The sequence below is a fragment of the Streptomyces sp. YJ-C3 genome, from assembly GCF_053891275.1.
In genome coordinates this window covers 1,537,676-1,553,364 of the sequence record NZ_CM132685.1, presented here as the reverse complement: position 1 = coordinate 1,553,364, position 15,689 = coordinate 1,537,676, and the positions used below count along the sequence as shown (strand labels likewise).

At 69.6% G+C, this 15,689-nt stretch carries 17 protein-coding genes; 6 read left to right on the top strand and 11 right to left on the bottom strand.

What is annotated here, in order from left to right:
- Positions 1-96: 96 nt before the first annotated feature.
- The 3 genes from ACVHNB_RS06965 to ACVHNB_RS06955 form a co-directional block, all read right to left on the bottom strand.
- Positions 97-420: an STAS domain-containing protein gene (locus ACVHNB_RS06965; protein WP_428952278.1), complete on the bottom strand. Its 324-nt coding sequence runs from the start codon at positions 418-420 to the stop codon at positions 97-99.
- A gap of 171 nt (positions 421-591) precedes the next feature.
- Positions 592-1,443, bottom strand: a complete 852-nt coding sequence (locus ACVHNB_RS06960; protein WP_428952279.1) for a 3-hydroxyacyl-CoA dehydrogenase family protein — start codon at positions 1,441-1,443, stop codon at positions 592-594.
- Between the two features lie 159 nt (positions 1,444-1,602).
- Positions 1,603-2,241: a TetR/AcrR family transcriptional regulator gene (locus tag ACVHNB_RS06955; protein WP_428952280.1), complete on the bottom strand. Its 639-nt coding sequence runs from the start codon at positions 2,239-2,241 to the stop codon at positions 1,603-1,605.
- A gap of 82 nt (positions 2,242-2,323) precedes the next feature.
- Between ACVHNB_RS06955 and ACVHNB_RS06950 the strand changes: the two genes are divergently transcribed.
- From ACVHNB_RS06950 to ACVHNB_RS06940, 3 genes are read left to right on the top strand one after another with little or no spacing between them, the layout of a single operon-like run.
- Complete coding sequence (locus tag ACVHNB_RS06950; protein ID WP_456227629.1) at positions 2,324-3,106, top strand: ABC transporter ATP-binding protein; 783 nt, start codon at positions 2,324-2,326, stop codon at positions 3,104-3,106.
- A 5-nt stretch (positions 3,107-3,111) separates the two neighbouring features.
- Positions 3,112-3,885, top strand: a complete 774-nt coding sequence (locus ACVHNB_RS06945; protein ID WP_456227628.1) for an ABC transporter permease — start codon at positions 3,112-3,114, stop codon at positions 3,883-3,885.
- Positions 3,886-3,898: 13 nt separating this feature from the next.
- Entirely contained in the window at positions 3,899-4,471 is a 573-nt protein-coding gene (locus ACVHNB_RS06940) for a cob(I)yrinic acid a,c-diamide adenosyltransferase (protein WP_428952283.1), read from the top strand.
- Here ACVHNB_RS06940 and ACVHNB_RS06935 read toward each other — a convergent pair.
- Positions 4,468-5,019, bottom strand: a complete 552-nt coding sequence (locus ACVHNB_RS06935) for a hypothetical protein (RefSeq protein ID WP_456227627.1) — start codon at positions 5,017-5,019, stop codon at positions 4,468-4,470. The two genes, ACVHNB_RS06940 and ACVHNB_RS06935, sit on opposite strands and share 4 nt — an antisense overlap.
- A 163-nt stretch (positions 5,020-5,182) precedes the next feature.
- Here ACVHNB_RS06935 and ACVHNB_RS06930 point away from each other — a divergent pair, with 163 nt between their 5' ends.
- The 3 genes from ACVHNB_RS06930 (at position 5,183) to ACVHNB_RS06920 (ending at position 9,043) form a co-directional block, all read left to right on the top strand.
- A complete protein-coding gene (locus ACVHNB_RS06930; protein WP_456227626.1) occupies positions 5,183-6,370 on the top strand; it encodes a sensor histidine kinase in 1,188 nt (395 codons plus the stop codon).
- Positions 6,367-7,041: a response regulator gene (locus tag ACVHNB_RS06925; protein ID WP_456227625.1), complete on the top strand. Its 675-nt coding sequence runs from the start codon at positions 6,367-6,369 to the stop codon at positions 7,039-7,041. The genes ACVHNB_RS06930 and ACVHNB_RS06925 overlap by 4 nt, the downstream gene beginning before the upstream one ends.
- A 142-nt stretch (positions 7,042-7,183) precedes the next feature.
- Positions 7,184-9,043, top strand: coding sequence for a glycosyl hydrolase family 18 protein (locus ACVHNB_RS06920; RefSeq protein ID WP_428952287.1), 1,860 nt, complete (start codon positions 7,184-7,186; stop codon positions 9,041-9,043).
- A gap of 85 nt (positions 9,044-9,128) precedes the next feature.
- Here ACVHNB_RS06920 and ACVHNB_RS06915 read toward each other — a convergent pair whose 3' ends face one another.
- From ACVHNB_RS06915 to ACVHNB_RS06885, 7 genes are all read right to left on the bottom strand, one after another.
- A complete protein-coding gene (locus tag ACVHNB_RS06915) occupies positions 9,129-9,584 on the bottom strand; it encodes a DUF2550 domain-containing protein (RefSeq protein WP_428952288.1) in 456 nt (151 codons plus the stop codon).
- 149 nt (positions 9,585-9,733) lie between these two features.
- Positions 9,734-10,108 carry a F0F1 ATP synthase subunit epsilon gene (locus ACVHNB_RS06910; RefSeq protein WP_428952289.1) on the bottom strand — a complete coding sequence of 125 codons (375 nt, stop codon included), beginning with the start codon at positions 10,106-10,108 and terminating at the stop codon, positions 9,734-9,736.
- 114 nt (positions 10,109-10,222) lie between these two features.
- Positions 10,223-11,659 carry a F0F1 ATP synthase subunit beta gene (gene atpD, locus ACVHNB_RS06905; RefSeq protein ID WP_428952290.1) on the bottom strand — a complete coding sequence of 479 codons (1,437 nt, stop codon included), beginning with the start codon at positions 11,657-11,659 and terminating at the stop codon, positions 10,223-10,225.
- On the bottom strand, positions 11,659-12,579 hold the full coding sequence (locus ACVHNB_RS06900; protein ID WP_428952291.1) for a F0F1 ATP synthase subunit gamma: 921 nt from the start codon (positions 12,577-12,579) through the stop codon (positions 11,659-11,661). Before ACVHNB_RS06900 ends, atpD begins: the two co-directional genes overlap by 1 nt.
- A 21-nt stretch (positions 12,580-12,600) precedes the next feature.
- Positions 12,601-14,196 (bottom strand): F0F1 ATP synthase subunit alpha, encoded by a 1,596-nt coding sequence (atpA, locus tag ACVHNB_RS06895; protein ID WP_428952292.1) that lies wholly within the window; start codon positions 14,194-14,196, stop codon positions 12,601-12,603.
- Between the two features lie 114 nt (positions 14,197-14,310).
- Entirely contained in the window at positions 14,311-15,132 is an 822-nt protein-coding gene (locus ACVHNB_RS06890) for a F0F1 ATP synthase subunit delta (protein ID WP_428952293.1), read from the bottom strand.
- Positions 15,129-15,674, bottom strand: coding sequence for a F0F1 ATP synthase subunit B (locus tag ACVHNB_RS06885; RefSeq protein ID WP_428952294.1), 546 nt, complete (start codon positions 15,672-15,674; stop codon positions 15,129-15,131). The genes ACVHNB_RS06890 and ACVHNB_RS06885 overlap by 4 nt, the downstream gene beginning before the upstream one ends.
- Between the last annotated feature and the right edge of the window lie 15 nt (positions 15,675-15,689).

Sequence of the window (15,689 nt, the reverse complement as noted above, 5' to 3'; positions counted from 1 at the left end):
GGTACCGCGCGGTCCGAGACGTCACAGTCTCGTGAGGATTGTGGTCGCTTCCGACAGGAAGGAAGCATTCATCCCCGCGGCCCGTGCGCGTGTGCTTCAGACGCGCGGCAGCGACTCGACGCCGATGCCGCCCTCGATGGCCAGGATGCGGTGCAGCCGGGTCGCGACGAGCAGGCGCTGCATCTGGGGCGGCACCCCGCGCAGCACGAGCCGGCGTCCGCAGCGGCCCGCGCGCCGGTGGGCGCCCATGATGACGCCGAGTCCGGTCGCGTCCCACGAGTCGAGTTCGGACAGGTCGAGCACCAGGTCACCGTGTCCGTCGTCGACGGCGGTGTGCAGGACCGTACGGGCGTCCGCCGCGCTGCGGACGTCGAGGCGGCCCCCGACGACCAGCTCGACGTGGTCGCCCCTGATGTGCATATGCGCTCCCCGTGAAAGCAGAAGTACTCGGGTACTCAGGTGGTCATGTGATCCGGGTGATCTGTGTATGTCACTGGAACTGACTGGCTCGGAGGGCCAGAAGTTGCCGTCTGTAAGCGAACCGATACCGAATTCACCCTCAGGGGTGACACGGTGTCAGCCTTGCTTGTCTCAGGCGTGCTTGTAGAAGCCCTGCCCGCTCTTGCGTCCGATGTCACCGGCGTCAACCATCCGGCGCATCAGCTCGGGCGGCGCGAACTTCTCGTCCTGGGACTCGGTGTAGATGTTGCCGGTCGCGTGCAGCAGGATGTCGACGCCCGTGAGGTCGGCGGTGGCCAGCGGCCCCATGGCGTGCCCGAAGCCCAGCTTGCAGGCGACATCGATGTCCTCGGCGGTCGCGACGCCCGACTCGTACAGCTTCGCGGCCTCGACGACGAGGGCGGAGATGAGCCGGGTGGTCACGAAGCCGGCCACGTCGCGGTTGACGACGATGCAGGTCTTGCCGACGGACTCGGCGAACTCCCGCGCGGTGGCGAGGGTTTCGTCGCTCGTCTTGTAGCCGCGCACCAGCTCGCAGAGCTGCATCATCGGCACGGGCGAGAAGAAGTGCGCCCCGACGACGCGCTCGGGGTGTTCGGTGACCGCCGCGATCTTGGTGATCGGAATGGCCGAGGTGTTCGAGGCGAGCACGGTGTCGGCGCGCACGATCTTGTCGAGCGCCCGGAAGATCTCGTGCTTGACCTCGAGCTTCTCGAAGACGGCCTCGACGACGATGTCGGCGTCGGCGGCCGCGTCGAGATCGGTGGTCGTGGTGATGCGCGCGAGCGCGGCCTCGGCGTCATCGGCGGCCAGCCTGCCCTTGGCCACGAACTTGTCGTACGACGCCTTGATGCCATCGGTGCCGCGGGTGAGGGCCTCGTCGGTGACGTCGCGCAGGACGACGTCCCAGCCCGCCTGGGCGGAGACCTGGGCGATGCCGGACCCCATGAGACCGGCTCCGATGACGGCAAGCTTCCCTGCCACGTGCGACTCCCCTAACCGCGTACCCGCATACCGCTCGACCACTGTTCACATTGCTCTTTCGCGGACCTTAGCGTCCGTGAGGGGCCGTGTGACCGCTTAGAGATGCGCGTCACGTCTCGAATGACGGACATCACACCGGTGCGCGGCACACGGCGGGCATCAGGCGTCGCGCACGGCGTAGTTGAGCACCTTTTCGCTCAGGAGTTCCTCGATGTCGTCGAGGACGTCGAGCATGTGCCGGGAGACCGCGGCCGGTGTGCCGCCCGCGAGCATGCGCCGCCCGATGGCCGCCATGACGGTCTGGTGCACCCAGCCGATCTGACCGGCGATCAGGTCGGGCAGCGGGTCGTCGGCGTCGGCGCCGGTCTCCTGGCGCAGTGTCTCGGTCAGGTTGTCGTGGACCTCCTGCTGAATGGCCCACAGCCGGGAGCGCAGCGCCGGGGCGGCGTGCACGACGCGCATGAATGCGCTGTAGCCGTCCATCAGGCCGACGCGCGGCGAGACCGCCTCGATCTCCTCGCGCAGTTCGCGCAGGACGGCGGCGGCCGCGGACTCGCCCGGGGCGCGGCCGCGCACCCAGCGGGACATCCGGTCGACGACTCCCCTGGAGCGGTCGAGGAACAGGTCCTCCTTGGCCGGGAAGTAGTTGTAGACGGTGTTCACGGAGACGTTCGCGGCGTCCGCGATCTCCGCGACGGTCACCGCGTCGAAGCCTCGTTCCAGAAAGAGCCCGGTCGCGACGTCCGAGATGTACTGCCTGGTCTGGCGCTTCTTCCGCTCCCTGAGCCCCTCTGCCATGGGCCTGATCCTAGCCGTTCCTGGCCTCCCTTAAATTTTGGGGACATTGCAAAATTTCACTGACTCTGTTTTTCTGGCCCGCATGGCAGTCATCAGCGCGTCCGGCCTCGCCCGGACCTTCCAGACGAAACGGGGCCCGGTCGACGCCGTGCGCGGCATCGACCTGCGCGTCGGACCCGGCGAGATCCTCGGCTTCCTCGGCCCGAACGGGGCGGGCAAGACGACGACCCTGCGGATGCTCACGACCCTGCTGCCGCCGACCGGCGGCGCGGCCACCGTCGCCGGCTGCGACCTGGCGACCGATCCGGCGGGGGTGCGGCGCGCGGTCGGTTACGTCGCCCAGTCCGGCGGGGTGGACCCGGCCGTCTCCGTACGCGAGGAGCTGGTGACCCAGGGCCGGCTGTACCGCCTCACGAAGCGTCAGGCGGTGGCGCGCGCGGACGAACTGGCGGACGCGCTGGGCCTCGCCGAGCTGATGGACCGCAAGGCCGCCGCGCTCTCCGGCGGTCAGCGGCGCCGCCTCGACATCGCGCTGGGGCTCGCGCACCGGCCGGCGGTCCTCTTCCTCGACGAGCCGACGACCGGGCTCGACCCGGGCAGCCGCAGCGACCTGTGGGACCTGGTGCGCCGGCTGCGCGCCGAGTTCGGCACGACGGTGTTCCTCACCACGCACTACCTCGACGAGGCCGACGCGCTCGCGGACCGGATCGTCGTGGTCGACCGGGGCGTGGTGGCGGCGCAGGGCACGCCCAGCGCGCTGAAACTGGCGCACGGCGGGTCGGTCGACGCGACGCTCCAGGACACCTTCCTGGCGATCACCGGGCGAGGTCCGGCGCCGGTGGACACGACCCCGGTGGCGGTGTGAGCCGGATGAAGAGCCTCGCCCACCTCGCCGACCTCGTCTCGGACACCCGGCTGATCTTCGGGCGGTACGCCCGGCAGACGCTCTCCTCCCGGTTCCAGATGCTCTTCGGCATCCTGATGCCGCTGCTGTACCTGCTGTTCTTCGGGCCGCTGCTGACCGATCTGCCGTTGAGCGACACGGGCAGCTCCTGGCAGGTCCTGGTGCCGGGGCTGCTGCTGCAACTCGGCCTGTTCGGCGCCGCGTTCTGCGGTTTCGGGATCATCCTGGAGAAGCACCACGGCGTCGTGGAACGGATGCGGGTGACGCCGGTCAGCCGGCTCGCGCTGCTGCTCGGCCGGGTGCTGCGGGACACCGTGCTGTTCCTTCTCCAGGCGGTGCTGCTGGTGCTCGCCGCGCTGGTGATGGGGCTGCGGGCGCCGCTCGCCGGTGTCCTGATCGGCTTCGCGTTCGTGGCGCTCCTGACGGTCGCGCTGGCGTCGCTGTCGTACGCGCTCGCCATGAAGGTCGCCACACCGCAGGAGTTCGGGCCCGTCATCAACGCGGTCACCATGCCGTCGATGCTGCTGTCGGGCCTGATGCTGCCGATGGCGCTCGCGCCGGGGTGGCTGGACGCGGTCTCGCACGTGATGCCGGTCCGGTACCTGGTCGACGCGATGCGGGACGCGTACGTCGGCCGGTACGCGACGGCGCACATGCTGTACGGCGCGCTGGTCGCGGCCGCCTTCGCCGGACTCGCCGTGACAGTGGGCACACGTGTCTTCCGCCGGGCAGGAGCATAACTACGCTGGCCGCATGGTCAATCTGACGCGCATCTACACCCGTACCGGAGACAAGGGCACCACCGCCCTCGGCGACATGAGCCGCACCGCCAAGACCGATCTGCGGATCTCGGCGTACGCCGACGCCAACGAGGCGAACGCCGTCATCGGCACCGCCGTCGCGCTCGGCGGCCTCGACGAGGAGGTCGTCAAGGTCCTCACCCGCGTCCAGAACGACCTCTTCGACGTCGGCGCCGACCTGTCGACGCCGGTCGTGGAGAACCCCGAGTACCCGCCGCTGCGCGTCGAGCAGTTCTACGTCGACAAGCTGGAGGCGGACTGCGACCGCTTCAACGCGGAGCTGGAGAAGCTGCGCTCGTTCATCCTCCCGGGCGGCACGGCCGGAGCGGCGCTGCTGCATCAGGCGTGCACCGTGGTGCGGCGGGCGGAGCGCTCGACGTGGGCGGCGCTCGAGGTGCACGGCGAGACGATGAACCCGCTGACGGCGACGTATCTCAACCGCCTCTCCGACCTCCTGTTCATCCTGGCGCGGACGGCCAACAAGGAGGTCGGGGACGTGCTGTGGGTGCCGGGCGGTGAGCGCTAGCCCCTGGTGTGCGTCACGGACGGCGCCTCCTTCGGGAACACCGTGTAGCTCAGCGCGATGATCACGTTGATCGCGATCAGGAACAGCATGCGCTGCTGCCACTGCTCCAGGGAGCCGGTGTCGCCGTCCCCGCCGACGTACCAGACGGCGCCCTGGAGCAGGCCGATCGCGATGAGGGCGGCCAGGATCCAGCGCGCGGCGATCTTCCACTCGTGGATCGCGCGCGGTACCCCGTACTTGGGGGTCGACGGGGGCGGACCGCCCGCGAAGCGGTGGGCGACGCGGACGTCGACCCACGTGACCGTGTAGTGGCCGAGGGCGACCGAGTAGCCGATGTAGACGGCGGCCAGGCCGTGCTTCCAGTCGGGCTCGGCGCCGTTCTTGAGGTCGATGACCGTGACGACGAAGAGCAGCGCCTCCAGGAGCGGCTCGCACAGCAGCACCGCGGCGCCCGCTCGCGGCATCCTCGCCCAGTAGCGCAGGGCGAGGCCGGCGGCCAGCAGTACCCAGAAGCCGACCTCGCAGATGATGATCAGCGTGACGATCACGGTGGACTCCTCTCGCTCCTGCCCTCCAGCCTCGCCGCCGCACGTCGCGTGATCGTCGTCGTCAGTGACGAAGTGCGACTGCATCCTTCGATGTAGCGGCCGCCCGCCGGGCTTCGTCCCGCGGCACCATGCCCGGCCCGCGCCGTGCGTGTTGGATGGGGGCATGCACCTGCCGCTCCCCCGCCCGCACCGCGACGACGTCCGTATCGCCGCGGTGGGTCTGCTGGGCGGCCTCGCCCTGTGGGGCATCGGGCTCGGCATGAACCAGGGACGGCTGCTCGACGGGGCCTGGCTGCTCGTCCCGCTCGTCGCGATGTCCGCCCTGGAGCTGCTGCGCCGCACCCGGCCGCGGTTCGCGGCGCTGGCCGGGACCCTGGTGGTGGTCGCCGACCAGTTCACCCAGGGCAGCCTGGCGACGGTGCTGATGTTCACGGACCTGATGTACGCGGCCGTGCTGTACGGGACCCCGGCCGCGGCCCGCCGCATCCCGGTGACCACCGGGCTGATCACGGTCGCCGTCACGCTCGGCTTCCTGGCGTGGTGGCGGCAGCCGGAGGCGGTCCTCGTCGGCGTCGCGACCGGGCTCGTCTCGTTCGGGCCCGCCGCGACGGGCGTCCTGGTCCGCAACCACCGGGACCGGGCCGCGGAGGAACGCCTGCGGGCCGAACAGACCGCGCTGCTCGCGGAGATGGACCGGGCGCAGGCGGTGACGGCGGAGCGTGCCCGGATGGCCCGCGAGCTGCACGACATGGTGGCCAACCATCTGTCGGCGATCGCCATCCACTCCACGGCCGCGCTCTCCATCGACGAGCCGGCCACCACCCGCACCGCCCTGGAGACGATCCGCGAGAACAGCGTCGACGGACTCGCCGAGATGCGCCGGCTGATCGGCATCCTGCGGGACTCCAGCGGCGACACCGAGCCGGCCGCCGCGCCCACCCTGGACGGACTGGGCGCGCTGGTGGAGCAGTCCCGGGCGAACGGTCTCGACGTCGGTCTCACCCTGACCGGCGCCACCGGGAACCTGCCCGCGCCGGTCGGGCTCGCCGCCTACCGCATCGTCCAGGAGTCCCTGACGAACGCCCTCAAGCACGCCGCGCCGGGCCGTGTCACGGTCACGGTCCATCGGTCGGGCGAGCGGATCGAGGTGTGCGTGAGAAGTCCGTACGGGGACCGGGACGGCCCGCGCGCGCCCGGCTCGGGTGCCGGGCTCGTCGGCATGCGCGAGCGCACGGCGCTGCTCGGCGGCACGTTCGAGGCCGGTCCGGAGGCCGACCCGGGCGGCAAGGTCTGGCGGGTGCGGGCCGCCCTGCCCCTGGACACCCCCTCATCCGAAGGAGACCCCGCGTGATCCGTGTGCTCGTCGCCGAGGACCAGTCCGCCGTGCGCGCCGGGCTCGTGCTCATCCTGAACAGCGCGCCCGACATCGAGGTCGTCGGCGAGGCCGAGGACGGCGAGCAGGCGGTGGCCCGGGCCCGGGAACTGCGGCCGGACCTGGTCCTCATGGACGTACAGATGCCGCGCCTCGACGGTGTTTCGGCCACGCGCACGGTGGTCGGCGAGGGCCTCGCCGACGTCCTAATCCTGACCACCTTCGACCTCGACGCGTACGTCTTCGGGGCGCTGCGCGCCGGGGCCTGCGGGTTCCTTCTCAAGAACACCGACGCGAAGGACCTGATCGAGGGCGTGCGGACGGTCGCGCGCGGCGAGGGGCTGATCGCGCCGGCCGTGACGCGCCGCCTGATCGCCGAGTTCGCGGCCGGTGCGGCGCGCCGCGATACGGCCGCCGCTCCACCTCAGTTGGCGACCTTGACCCGTCGCGAGCGGGAAGTGCTCGGCTGTCTCGGCGAGGGCCTGTCCAACGCCGGGATCGCCGCCCGGCTCGACATGGCCGAGGCCACGGTGAAGACCCACGTCAGCCGGCTGCTCGGCAAGCTGGAGCTGCGCAGCCGGGTGCAAGCGGCGGTACTGGCACAGGAGTTGGACATCCAGGCTCCTCCGGAGGTTGGCCGAAACCCGTAATTGGTTTAGACCTTGACCGTTGGTCCAGACCTTTCTATTCTCACCGCACTGCGGTGAGCACACCCCCCACTCCGGTGCTCACGGGCGTCGCAGGGTTCGTTGCCGTCCCCGTATGAACCCAGGACCACCCGAGGAGCACTCGATGCGCTCAAGTGACGTACCCCGACCCAGACTCCGGCACAGAACCACCGCGGCACTGACCACGCTGCTGCTGCCCGCGGCCGCCCTGGTCGGCCTCGCCACCCCGTCCCACGCCGCCGCCGAGGCCACCGCGGTCACGGCGACGTACGCCAAGACCCAGGACTGGGGCACCGGCTTCGAGGGCAAGTGGACGATCAAGAACTCCGGTACCACGAGCGTCAGTTCGTGGACCGTCGAGTGGGACTACCCCTCCGGCACCAAGGTGACCTCCGCCTGGGACGCCACCGTCACCAACTCCGCGAACCACTGGACCGGCAAGAACCTCTCCTGGAACGGGACGCTCGCCCCCGGCGCCTCGGTCTCCTTCGGCTTCAACGGCTCCGGTTCCGGCGCCCCCACCGGCTGCAAGATCAACGGCGCCTCCTGTGACGGCGGCGACGTGCCCGGCGACGCGGCCCCCTCCGCCCCCGGCACCCCGACCGCCTCCGCCGTCACCGACACCTCGGTGAAGCTCTCCTGGTCGGCGGCGACCGACGACAAGGGCGTCAAGAACTACGACGTGCTGCGCGACGGCGCCAAGGTCGCGACGGTGACGGGGACGTCGTACTCCGACAGCGGCCTGACCGCCGGCACCGACTACTCGTACACGGTCCAGGCGCGCGACACCGCCGACCAGACGGGCCCGGTCTCCGGCGCGGTGAAGGTCCACACCACTGGCGGCGGCGGCACCGACCCGGGCAACGGCGGCGGCAAGGTCAAGCTGGGCTACTTCACGGACTGGGGCGTCTACGGCCGCCAGTACTACCCGAAGAACCTGGAGACCTCCGGCTCGGCCGCGAAGATCACGCACATCAACTACGCCTTCGGCAACGTCCAGGGCGGCAAGTGCACCATGGGCGACTCCTACGCCGACACGGACATGGCCTACACGGCCGCCAACTCCGTCTCCGGCCAGGCCGACACCTGGGACCAGCCGCTGCGCGGCGCCTTCAACCAGCTGCGCCAGCTGAAGGCCAAGCACCCGAACCTCAAGATCCTCTGGTCGTTCGGCGGCTGGACCTGGTCCGGCGGCTTCGGTGAGGCCGCGAAGAACCCGGCCGCCTTCGCCGAGTCCTGCTACAACCTGGTCGAGGACCCGCGCTGGGCCGATGTCTTCGACGGCATCGACATCGACTGGGAGTACCCGAACGCCTGCGGCCTGACCTGCGACACGTCCGGTCCCGCCGCGCTGAAGGGCCTCACCTCGGCGCTGCGTGCCAAGTTCGGCTCCAACAACCTGGTCACCGCCGCGATCACGGCCGACGGCTCCGCGGGCGGCAAGATCGAGAAGACCGACTACGCGGGCGCTGCCCAGTCCCTCGACTGGTACAACGTCATGACCTACGACTTCTTCGGTGCGTGGGCGGCCCAGGGCCCGACGGCCCCGCACTCCCCGCTCACCTCGTACACCGGCATCCCGCAGCAGGGCTTCACCTCGGCGGACGCCATCGCCAAGCTGAAGGCCCAGGGCGTCCCGGCGGCCAAGCTGCTGCTCGGCATCGGCTTCTACGGCCGCGGCTGGACCGGCGTCACGCAGAAGGAGCCGGGCGGCACCGCGACGGGCCCGGCGGCCGGCACCTACGAGCAGGGCATCGAGGACTACAAGGTCCTCAAGACGAAGTGCCCGGCGAACGGCACGGTGGCCGGTACGGCGTACGCGTACTGCGGCTCGGACTGGTGGTCGTACGACACCCCCGCGACGATCAACTCCAAGATGAGCTGGGCCAAGTCGCAGAACCTGGGCGGCGCCTTCTTCTGGGAGTTCTCCGGCGACACGTCGAACGGTGAGCTGGTCAGCGCGATCGACTCCGGCCTGAAGTAGCCCCCGGAGCACCCGAAAAGACCGAAGCCGGGCTGGTGGGAACGCCCCCCACCAGCCCGGCTTCTTCCATGTCCGGGGCCGGCCGCTACGCCACGTTCACCCGCTGGCCGGGCGGCGCCGCCTCCAGCCAGGCGAGGAATCCGGTCAGGGCGTCCTCGGTCATCGCCAGTTCGAGGCGCGTGCCCCGGTGCGTACAGGCGAGGACGATGGCGTCGGACAGCAGCGCCAGCTCCTCCTCGCCCTCCGGAGCCCGGCGCCCCGTGACCTCGATGGCCGCCCGCTCCAGGATCCGCTTCGGCCGCGGCGCGTACGAGAAGACGCGGAACCACTCGATGCGGTCACCGTTGTAGCGGGCGATGCCGTAGCCCCAGCCCTTGCCGGAGGTGTCCGCGGCATCGGGGGCCGGCGCGTCCCACCGCAGCGAGCAGTCGAAGGTGCCGCCCGAGCGCTGGATCAGCCGGCGCCGCAGCCCGAAGACAAAGAGCCCCAGCAATACGAGTACGACGACCGCGACTACGCACAGCACGAGAACGAGGACCATCTGCACCGACCTCCTCGCTTCTCGACAGATCCAAACGCCAGATAACGGAACAGCAAAAACAGTTATAGATCGCCTCAGCCGCGACCCGGTCCGGAGAGGTCTTCTCCGGCCTGGGCCGCGGCTGAGTCGCGTCTACGGGCTCGCTGGGATCAGCGGGCCGCCACCGCACGCAGTCGGACGTCGGCACGACGCTCGGCGGACGCGTCCGCGTCCGACTTCGCGCGCTCCAGCGCCCGCTCCGCCCGCTGGACATCGATCTCGTCCGACAGCTCGACGATCTCGGCCAGCAGCGACAGCTTGTTGTCCGCGAACGAGATGAAACCGCCGTGGACAGCCGCCACGACCGTTCCACCGTCGCTCGTACGGATCGTCACCGGGCCCGACTCCAGCACACCGAGCAGCGGCTGGTGACCGGGCATGACGCCGATGTCGCCGGACGTGGTGCGCGCGACGACCAGGGTGGCCTCGCCGGACCAGACACTGCGGTCCGCGGCGACGAGCTCGACGTGCAGCTCAGCAGCCAAGGTGGGCTCCTCGGGTCACCACCCGGCGGCCCTCGCTGCCGGGTGTTGGGTCAAAGTCTAGTGGGCGTTGCGGGAGGGCCGGGACACACCCGGCCCTCCCTGCGAGCACAGGGCTCAGGAGACGCCGAGCTCCTTGGCGTTGGCCTTGAGGTCCTCAATGCCACCGCACATGAAGAACGCCTGCTCCGGGAAGTGGTCGTACTCACCGTCGATGATCGCGTTGAAGGCCGCGATCGACTCGTCCAGCGGGACGTCCGACCCGTCGACGCCGGTGAACTGCTTGGCGACGTGGGTGTTCTGGGACAGGAAGCGCTCCACGCGACGGGCGCGGTGGACAGTGAGCTTGTCCTCCTCGCCGAGCTCGTCGATACCGAGGATCGCGATGATGTCCTGGAGGTCCTTGTACTTCTGCAGAACCGTCTTGACGCGCATGGCGGCGTCGTAGTGGTCCTGCGCGATGTAGCGCGGGTCCAGGATGCGGGACGTGGAGTCCAGCGGGTCCACGGCCGGGTAGATGCCCTTCTCGGAGATCGGACGGGAGAGAACCGTCGTCGCGTCGAGGTGGGCGAAGGTCGTCGCCGGGGCCGGGTCGGTCAGGTCGTCCGCGGGCACGTAAATGGCCTGCATGGACGTGATCGAGTGACCACGGGTCGACGTGATGCGCTCCTGGAGGAGACCCATCTCGTCGGCCAGGTTCGGCTGGTAACCCACGGCCGAGGGCATGCGACCCAGCAGGGTCGAGACCTCGGAACCGGCCTGCGTGAAGCGGAAGATGTTGTCGATGAAGAACAGCACGTCCTGCTTCTGCACATCGCGGAAGTACTCCGCCATGGTCAGACCGGCGAGGGCGACACGCAGACGCGTGCCCGGCGGCTCGTCCATCTGACCGAAGACCAGCGCGGTCTTGTCGATGACGCCCGACTCGCTCATCTCGTCGATGAGGTCGTTGCCCTCACGGGTGCGCTCGCCGACACCGGCGAACACGGAGACACCGTCGTGGTTGTTGGCGACGCGGTAGATCATCTCCTGGATGAGCACCGTCTTGCCGACGCCGGCACCACCGAACAGACCGATCTTTCCACCCTTGACGTACGGGGTGAGAAGGTCGATGACCTTGACGCCGGTCTCGAACATCTCGGTCTTCGACTCGAGCTCGTCGAAGTTCGGCGCCTTGCGGTGGATGGACCAGCGCTCGCCGTCGTACTGCTCGTCGACGTTCAGCACCTCACCGAGGGTGTTGAACACCTTGCCCTTGGTGAAGTCACCGACGGGAACGGAGATGCCCGTGCCGGTGTCGGTGACCGCGGCCTGGCGGACCAGACCGTCGGTGGGCTGCATCGAGATCGCGCGGACCAGGCCGTCACCGAGGTGCTGGGCGACCTCGAGCGTCAGGGTCTTCTTCTCGCCGTCCTTGGCCGGGTCGGCCACCTCGACGTGAAGGGCGTTGTAGATGTCCGGCATCGCGTCGACGGGGAACTCCACGTCGACGACCGGGCCGATGACCCGGGCGACGCGGCCCGTGGCAGCGGCCGTCTCAACAGTGGTCGTCATTACTTGTCACTCCCCGCGGTCGCGTCGGCCAGAGCGGCAGCGCCGCCGACGATCTCGCTGATTTCGTTGGTGATCTCCGCCTGGCGGGCCGCGGAGGCCAGCCGGGAAAGCGTGTTGATGAGGTCGCCCGCGTTGTCGGTCGCCGACTTCATCGCGCGGCGCGTGGCGGCGTGCTTGGAGGCAGCCGACTGGAGCAGCGCGTTGTAGATACGGCTCTCGACGTACCGGGGCAGGAGGGCGTCCAGGACGTCCTCCGCCGACGGCTCGAAGTCGTAGAGCGGAAGGATCTCGTCGCCCTGGGACGACGCCTCCTCCGCCACGTCCTCGATGCTGAGCGGCAGCAGTCGGCTGTCGACGGCCGTCTGCGTCATCATCGAGACGAACTCGGTGTAGACGATGTGGAGTTCATCCACGCCGCCGTCGGCCGTGTCCTTCTCGATGGCCTCGATCAGCGGGCCCGCGACCGTCTTGGCGTCCGCGTACGTCGGCTCGTCCGTGAAGCCCGCCCACTGCTCCGCGATCTTGCGCTCGCGGAAGTTGTAGTGGGCGACACCGCGACGGCCGACGATGTACGTGTCGACCTGCTTGCCCTCGGCCTGGAGCCGCTCGGTGAGCTGCTCCGCGGCCTTGATCGCGTTCGAGTTGAAGGCGCCGGCCAGACCGCGGTCGCTCGTGAGGAGCAGAACCGCGGAACGGGTCGCCGTCTCGGCCTCGGTCGTCAGCGGGTGCTTGGTGTTCGACCCCGTACCCACCGCCGTGACCGCGCGCGTGAGCTCGGTCGCGTACGGCGTGGAGGCCGCCACCTTGCGCTGCGCCTTGACGACGCGCGAGGCGGCGATCATCTCCATCGCCTTGGTGATCTTCTTGGTCGCGGTGACGGATCGGATGCGACGCTTGTAGACCCGGAGCTGGGCTCCCATGAGTCAGGTCCCTTCCTTACGTCACTTGGAGACGTTGACGGCCGGAGCGTCCTCGCCGAGAAGCTTGCCGTCCGAGGTCTCGAACTGCTTCTTGAACTCGGCGATGGCATCGGCGACAGCGGTGAGCGTGTCGTCCGACATCTTGCCGCCCTCCTTGATGGAGGTCATCAGGCCCTGCTCCTTGCGGTGCAGGTGGTCGAGCAGCTCGCGCTCGAAGCGGCGGATGTCGGCGACCGGCACGTCGTCCATCTTGCCGGTGGTGCCGGCCCAGACGGAGACGACCTGGTCCTCGGTCGGCATCGGCTGGTACTGCGACTGCTTCAGCAGCTCGACCATGCGCTGACCGCGGTCCAGCTGCGCCTTCGACGCGGCGTCCAGGTCGGAACCGAAGGCGGCGAACGCCTCCAGCTCACGGAACTGGGCCAGGTCGACGCGGAGTCGGCCGGAGACCTGCTTCATGGCCTTGTGCTGGGCGGAGCCACCGACGCGGGAGACCGAGATACCGACGTTCAGGGCCGGACGCTGACCGGCGTTGAACAGGTCGGACTCCAGGAAGCACTGGCCGTCGGTGATGGAGATGACGTTGGTCGGAATGAACGCGGACACGTCATTCGCCTTGGTCTCCACGATCGGCAGACCGGTCATCGAGCCCGCGCCCATGTCGTCCGAGAGCTTCGCGCAGCGCTCGAGCAGACGGGAGTGCAGGTAGAAGACGTCACCCGGGTAGGCCTCGCGCCCCGGCGGGCGGCGGAGCAGCAGGGACACGGCGCGGTAGGCGTCGGCCTGCTTCGAGAGGTCGTCGAAGATGATGAGGACGTGCTTGCCCTCGTACATCCACTGCTGGCCGATGGCCGAGCCGGTGTACGGCGCCAGGTACTTGAAGCCGGCCGGGTCGGACGCCGGGGCGGCGACGATGGTCGTGTACTCCAGCGCGCCGGCCTCTTCGAGGGCACCACGCACGGAGGCGATGGTCGAACCCTTCTGACCGATGGCGACGTAGATGCAGCGGACCTGCTTGTTCACGTCACCGGAGCGCCAGTTGTCGCGCTGGTTGATGATCGTGTCGACGGCCAGGGCGGTCTTGCCGGTCTGGCGGTCACCGATGATCAGCTGACGCTGACCACGGCCGACGGGGGTCATCGCGTCGACGGCCTTGTAGCCGGTCTCCATCGGCTCGTGCACCGACTTGCGCTGCATGACCGTGGGGGCCTGCAGCTCGAGGGCGCGGCGGCCGGTGGTCTCGATCTCGCCGAGGCCGTCGATCGGGTTGCCGAGCGGGTCGACGACGCGACCCAGGTAGCCCTCGCCGACACCGACGGACAGGACCTCACCGGTACGCGTGACCGGCTGGCCCTCCTCGATGCCGCTGAACTCACCGAGGACGATGGCGCCGATCTCGCGCTCTTCCAGGTTGAGCGCGAGGCCGAGGGTGCCGTCCTCGAACTTCAGCAGTTCGTTGGCCATGGCCGAGGGGAGACCCTCGACCTTCGCGATGCCGTCGCCGGCAAGGGTGACCGTACCGACCTCCTCGCGCGAGGCCGCGTCCGGCTTGTACGCCTGGACAAAGTTCTCCAGCGCGTCCCGGATCTCCTCCGGCCGGATCGTGAGCTCCGCCATCTGGGTTCCCTGCTCTCCTTGTTGGGCCCGAAGTGTTCTTGGGGGGTCTGGGGTCAGCCCCCAGGAATCCTCTGCACGGCCCAACTAGGGCCGTATTTGGTACGTGGTGAGGTGTCAGCCGGCCATACGGCGGCTGGCGGCCTCGATGCGGTCCGCGATGGAGCCGTTGATGACCTCGTCGCCCACCTGCACCTTGATCCCGCCGAGGACCTCGGGGTCCACGTCCAGGTTCAGGTGCATCTGGCGGCCGTAGAGCTTCGCCAGGGACTGGCCCAGGCGCTGCTTCTGCTGGTCGCTCAGCGGGACCGCCGTGGTGACGACCGCCACCATGCGCTCCCGGCGCTCGGCGGCGAGCTTGGAGAGGGACTCGAGTCCCGCTTCCAGGCTACGTCCCCGGGGCGCGGTCACAAGACGCTCGACGAGCCGCTCGGTGGTGGGCCGGGCCCGGCCGCCGAGGAGCTCCTTGACCAGGGTGCCGCGGGCCGAACCCGAGGCGGTGCGGTCGGTGAGCGCGGAGCGCAGTGCGGCGTTGCCGCCGACGATCCGGTTGAACCGGAACAGCTCGTCCTCGACGTCGTCGAGTTCGCCGCTGTTCTGCGCCGCGGTCAGGTCCGCGGTGTTGGTCAGCTCCTCGAGGGAGTCGACCAGGTCACGCGAGGCGGACCACCGGGAGCGGACCAGACCGGCCACCAGGTCGACGGCTTCGCCGCTGACCTGACCGCCGAGCAGACGGCCCGCAAGCTCGGCCTTGGCGTCACCGGCCTGCGCCGGGTCGGTCAGGACCCGACGCAGCGAGACCTCGCGGTCGAGCAGCGCGGTGACCGCGGCCAGGTCGCCGGCGAGCGCCTTGGCGTCGACCGACGTGGAGTCGGTCAGCGCGTCCAGGCGCTCACGCGCGGCGGCGAGGGCCTCGCGGCTCGCTCCGTGGGCGGTCATCGAGCGGCCTCTGCCTTCTCCTCGAGGTCATCGAGGAAGCGGTCGATCGTGCGCGACTGCCGGGCGTGGTCCTCGAGGGACTCGCCGACCAGCTTGCCGGCCAGGTCGGTGGCCAGCTGGCCCACGTCCTGACGCAGCGCCTGAGCGGCGGCCTTGCGGTCGGCCTCGATCTGGGCGTGACCGGCGGCGATGATCTCCTCACGCTGCCGCTGGCCTTCCGCGCGCATCTCGGCGATGAGCGTGGCGCCCTGCTCCTGCGCCTCCTGGCGCAGCCGCGCGGCCTCGTGCCGAGCCTCGGCGAGCTGAGCCTTGTACTGCTCAAGAACGCTCTGCGCCTCGGTCTGAGCGGCCTCGGCCTTCTCGATACCGCCTTCGATGGCCTCGCGGCGCTCGTCCAGAACCTTGTTGATGTTCGGGAGGAGCTTCTTGGCGAGGAAGCCGAAGACGATGACAAAGGCGATCAGGCCGATGACGAGCTCGGGGATCGGCGGGATGAGCGGATTCTCCGCCTCTTCCGCTGCGAGCTGAACCAGGGGGTTCACATCAGTGCCTTTCGT

Excerpts from the sequence above, each read along its gene's own strand:
- ACVHNB_RS06915 (WP_428952288.1), bottom strand. The coding sequence starts at position 9,584 with ATGGTCCTCGTTCTCGTGCTGTGCGTAGTCGCGGTCGTCGTACTCGTA.
- ACVHNB_RS06900 (WP_428952291.1), bottom strand. The coding sequence starts at position 12,579 with ATGGGAGCCCAGCTCCGGGTCTACAAGCGTCGCATCCGATCCGTCACC.
- atpA (WP_428952292.1), bottom strand. The coding sequence starts at position 14,196 with ATGGCGGAGCTCACGATCCGGCCGGAGGAGATCCGGGACGCGCTGGAG.
- ACVHNB_RS06950 (WP_456227629.1), top strand. The coding sequence starts at position 2,324 with ATGGCAGTCATCAGCGCGTCCGGCCTCGCCCGGACCTTCCAGACGAAA.
- ACVHNB_RS06930 (WP_456227626.1), top strand. The coding sequence starts at position 5,183 with ATGCACCTGCCGCTCCCCCGCCCGCACCGCGACGACGTCCGTATCGCC.
- ACVHNB_RS06940 (WP_428952283.1), top strand. The coding sequence starts at position 3,899 with ATGGTCAATCTGACGCGCATCTACACCCGTACCGGAGACAAGGGCACC.
- ACVHNB_RS06955 (WP_428952280.1), bottom strand. The coding sequence starts at position 2,241 with ATGGCAGAGGGGCTCAGGGAGCGGAAGAAGCGCCAGACCAGGCAGTAC.
- ACVHNB_RS06920 (WP_428952287.1), top strand. The coding sequence starts at position 7,184 with ATGCGCTCAAGTGACGTACCCCGACCCAGACTCCGGCACAGAACCACC.
- atpD (WP_428952290.1), bottom strand. The coding sequence starts at position 11,659 with ATGACGACCACTGTTGAGACGGCCGCTGCCACGGGCCGCGTCGCCCGG.
- ACVHNB_RS06965 (WP_428952278.1), bottom strand. The coding sequence starts at position 420 with ATGCACATCAGGGGCGACCACGTCGAGCTGGTCGTCGGGGGCCGCCTC.
- ACVHNB_RS06945 (WP_456227628.1), top strand. The coding sequence starts at position 3,112 with ATGAAGAGCCTCGCCCACCTCGCCGACCTCGTCTCGGACACCCGGCTG.
- ACVHNB_RS06890 (WP_428952293.1), bottom strand. The coding sequence starts at position 15,132 with ATGACCGCCCACGGAGCGAGCCGCGAGGCCCTCGCCGCCGCGCGTGAG.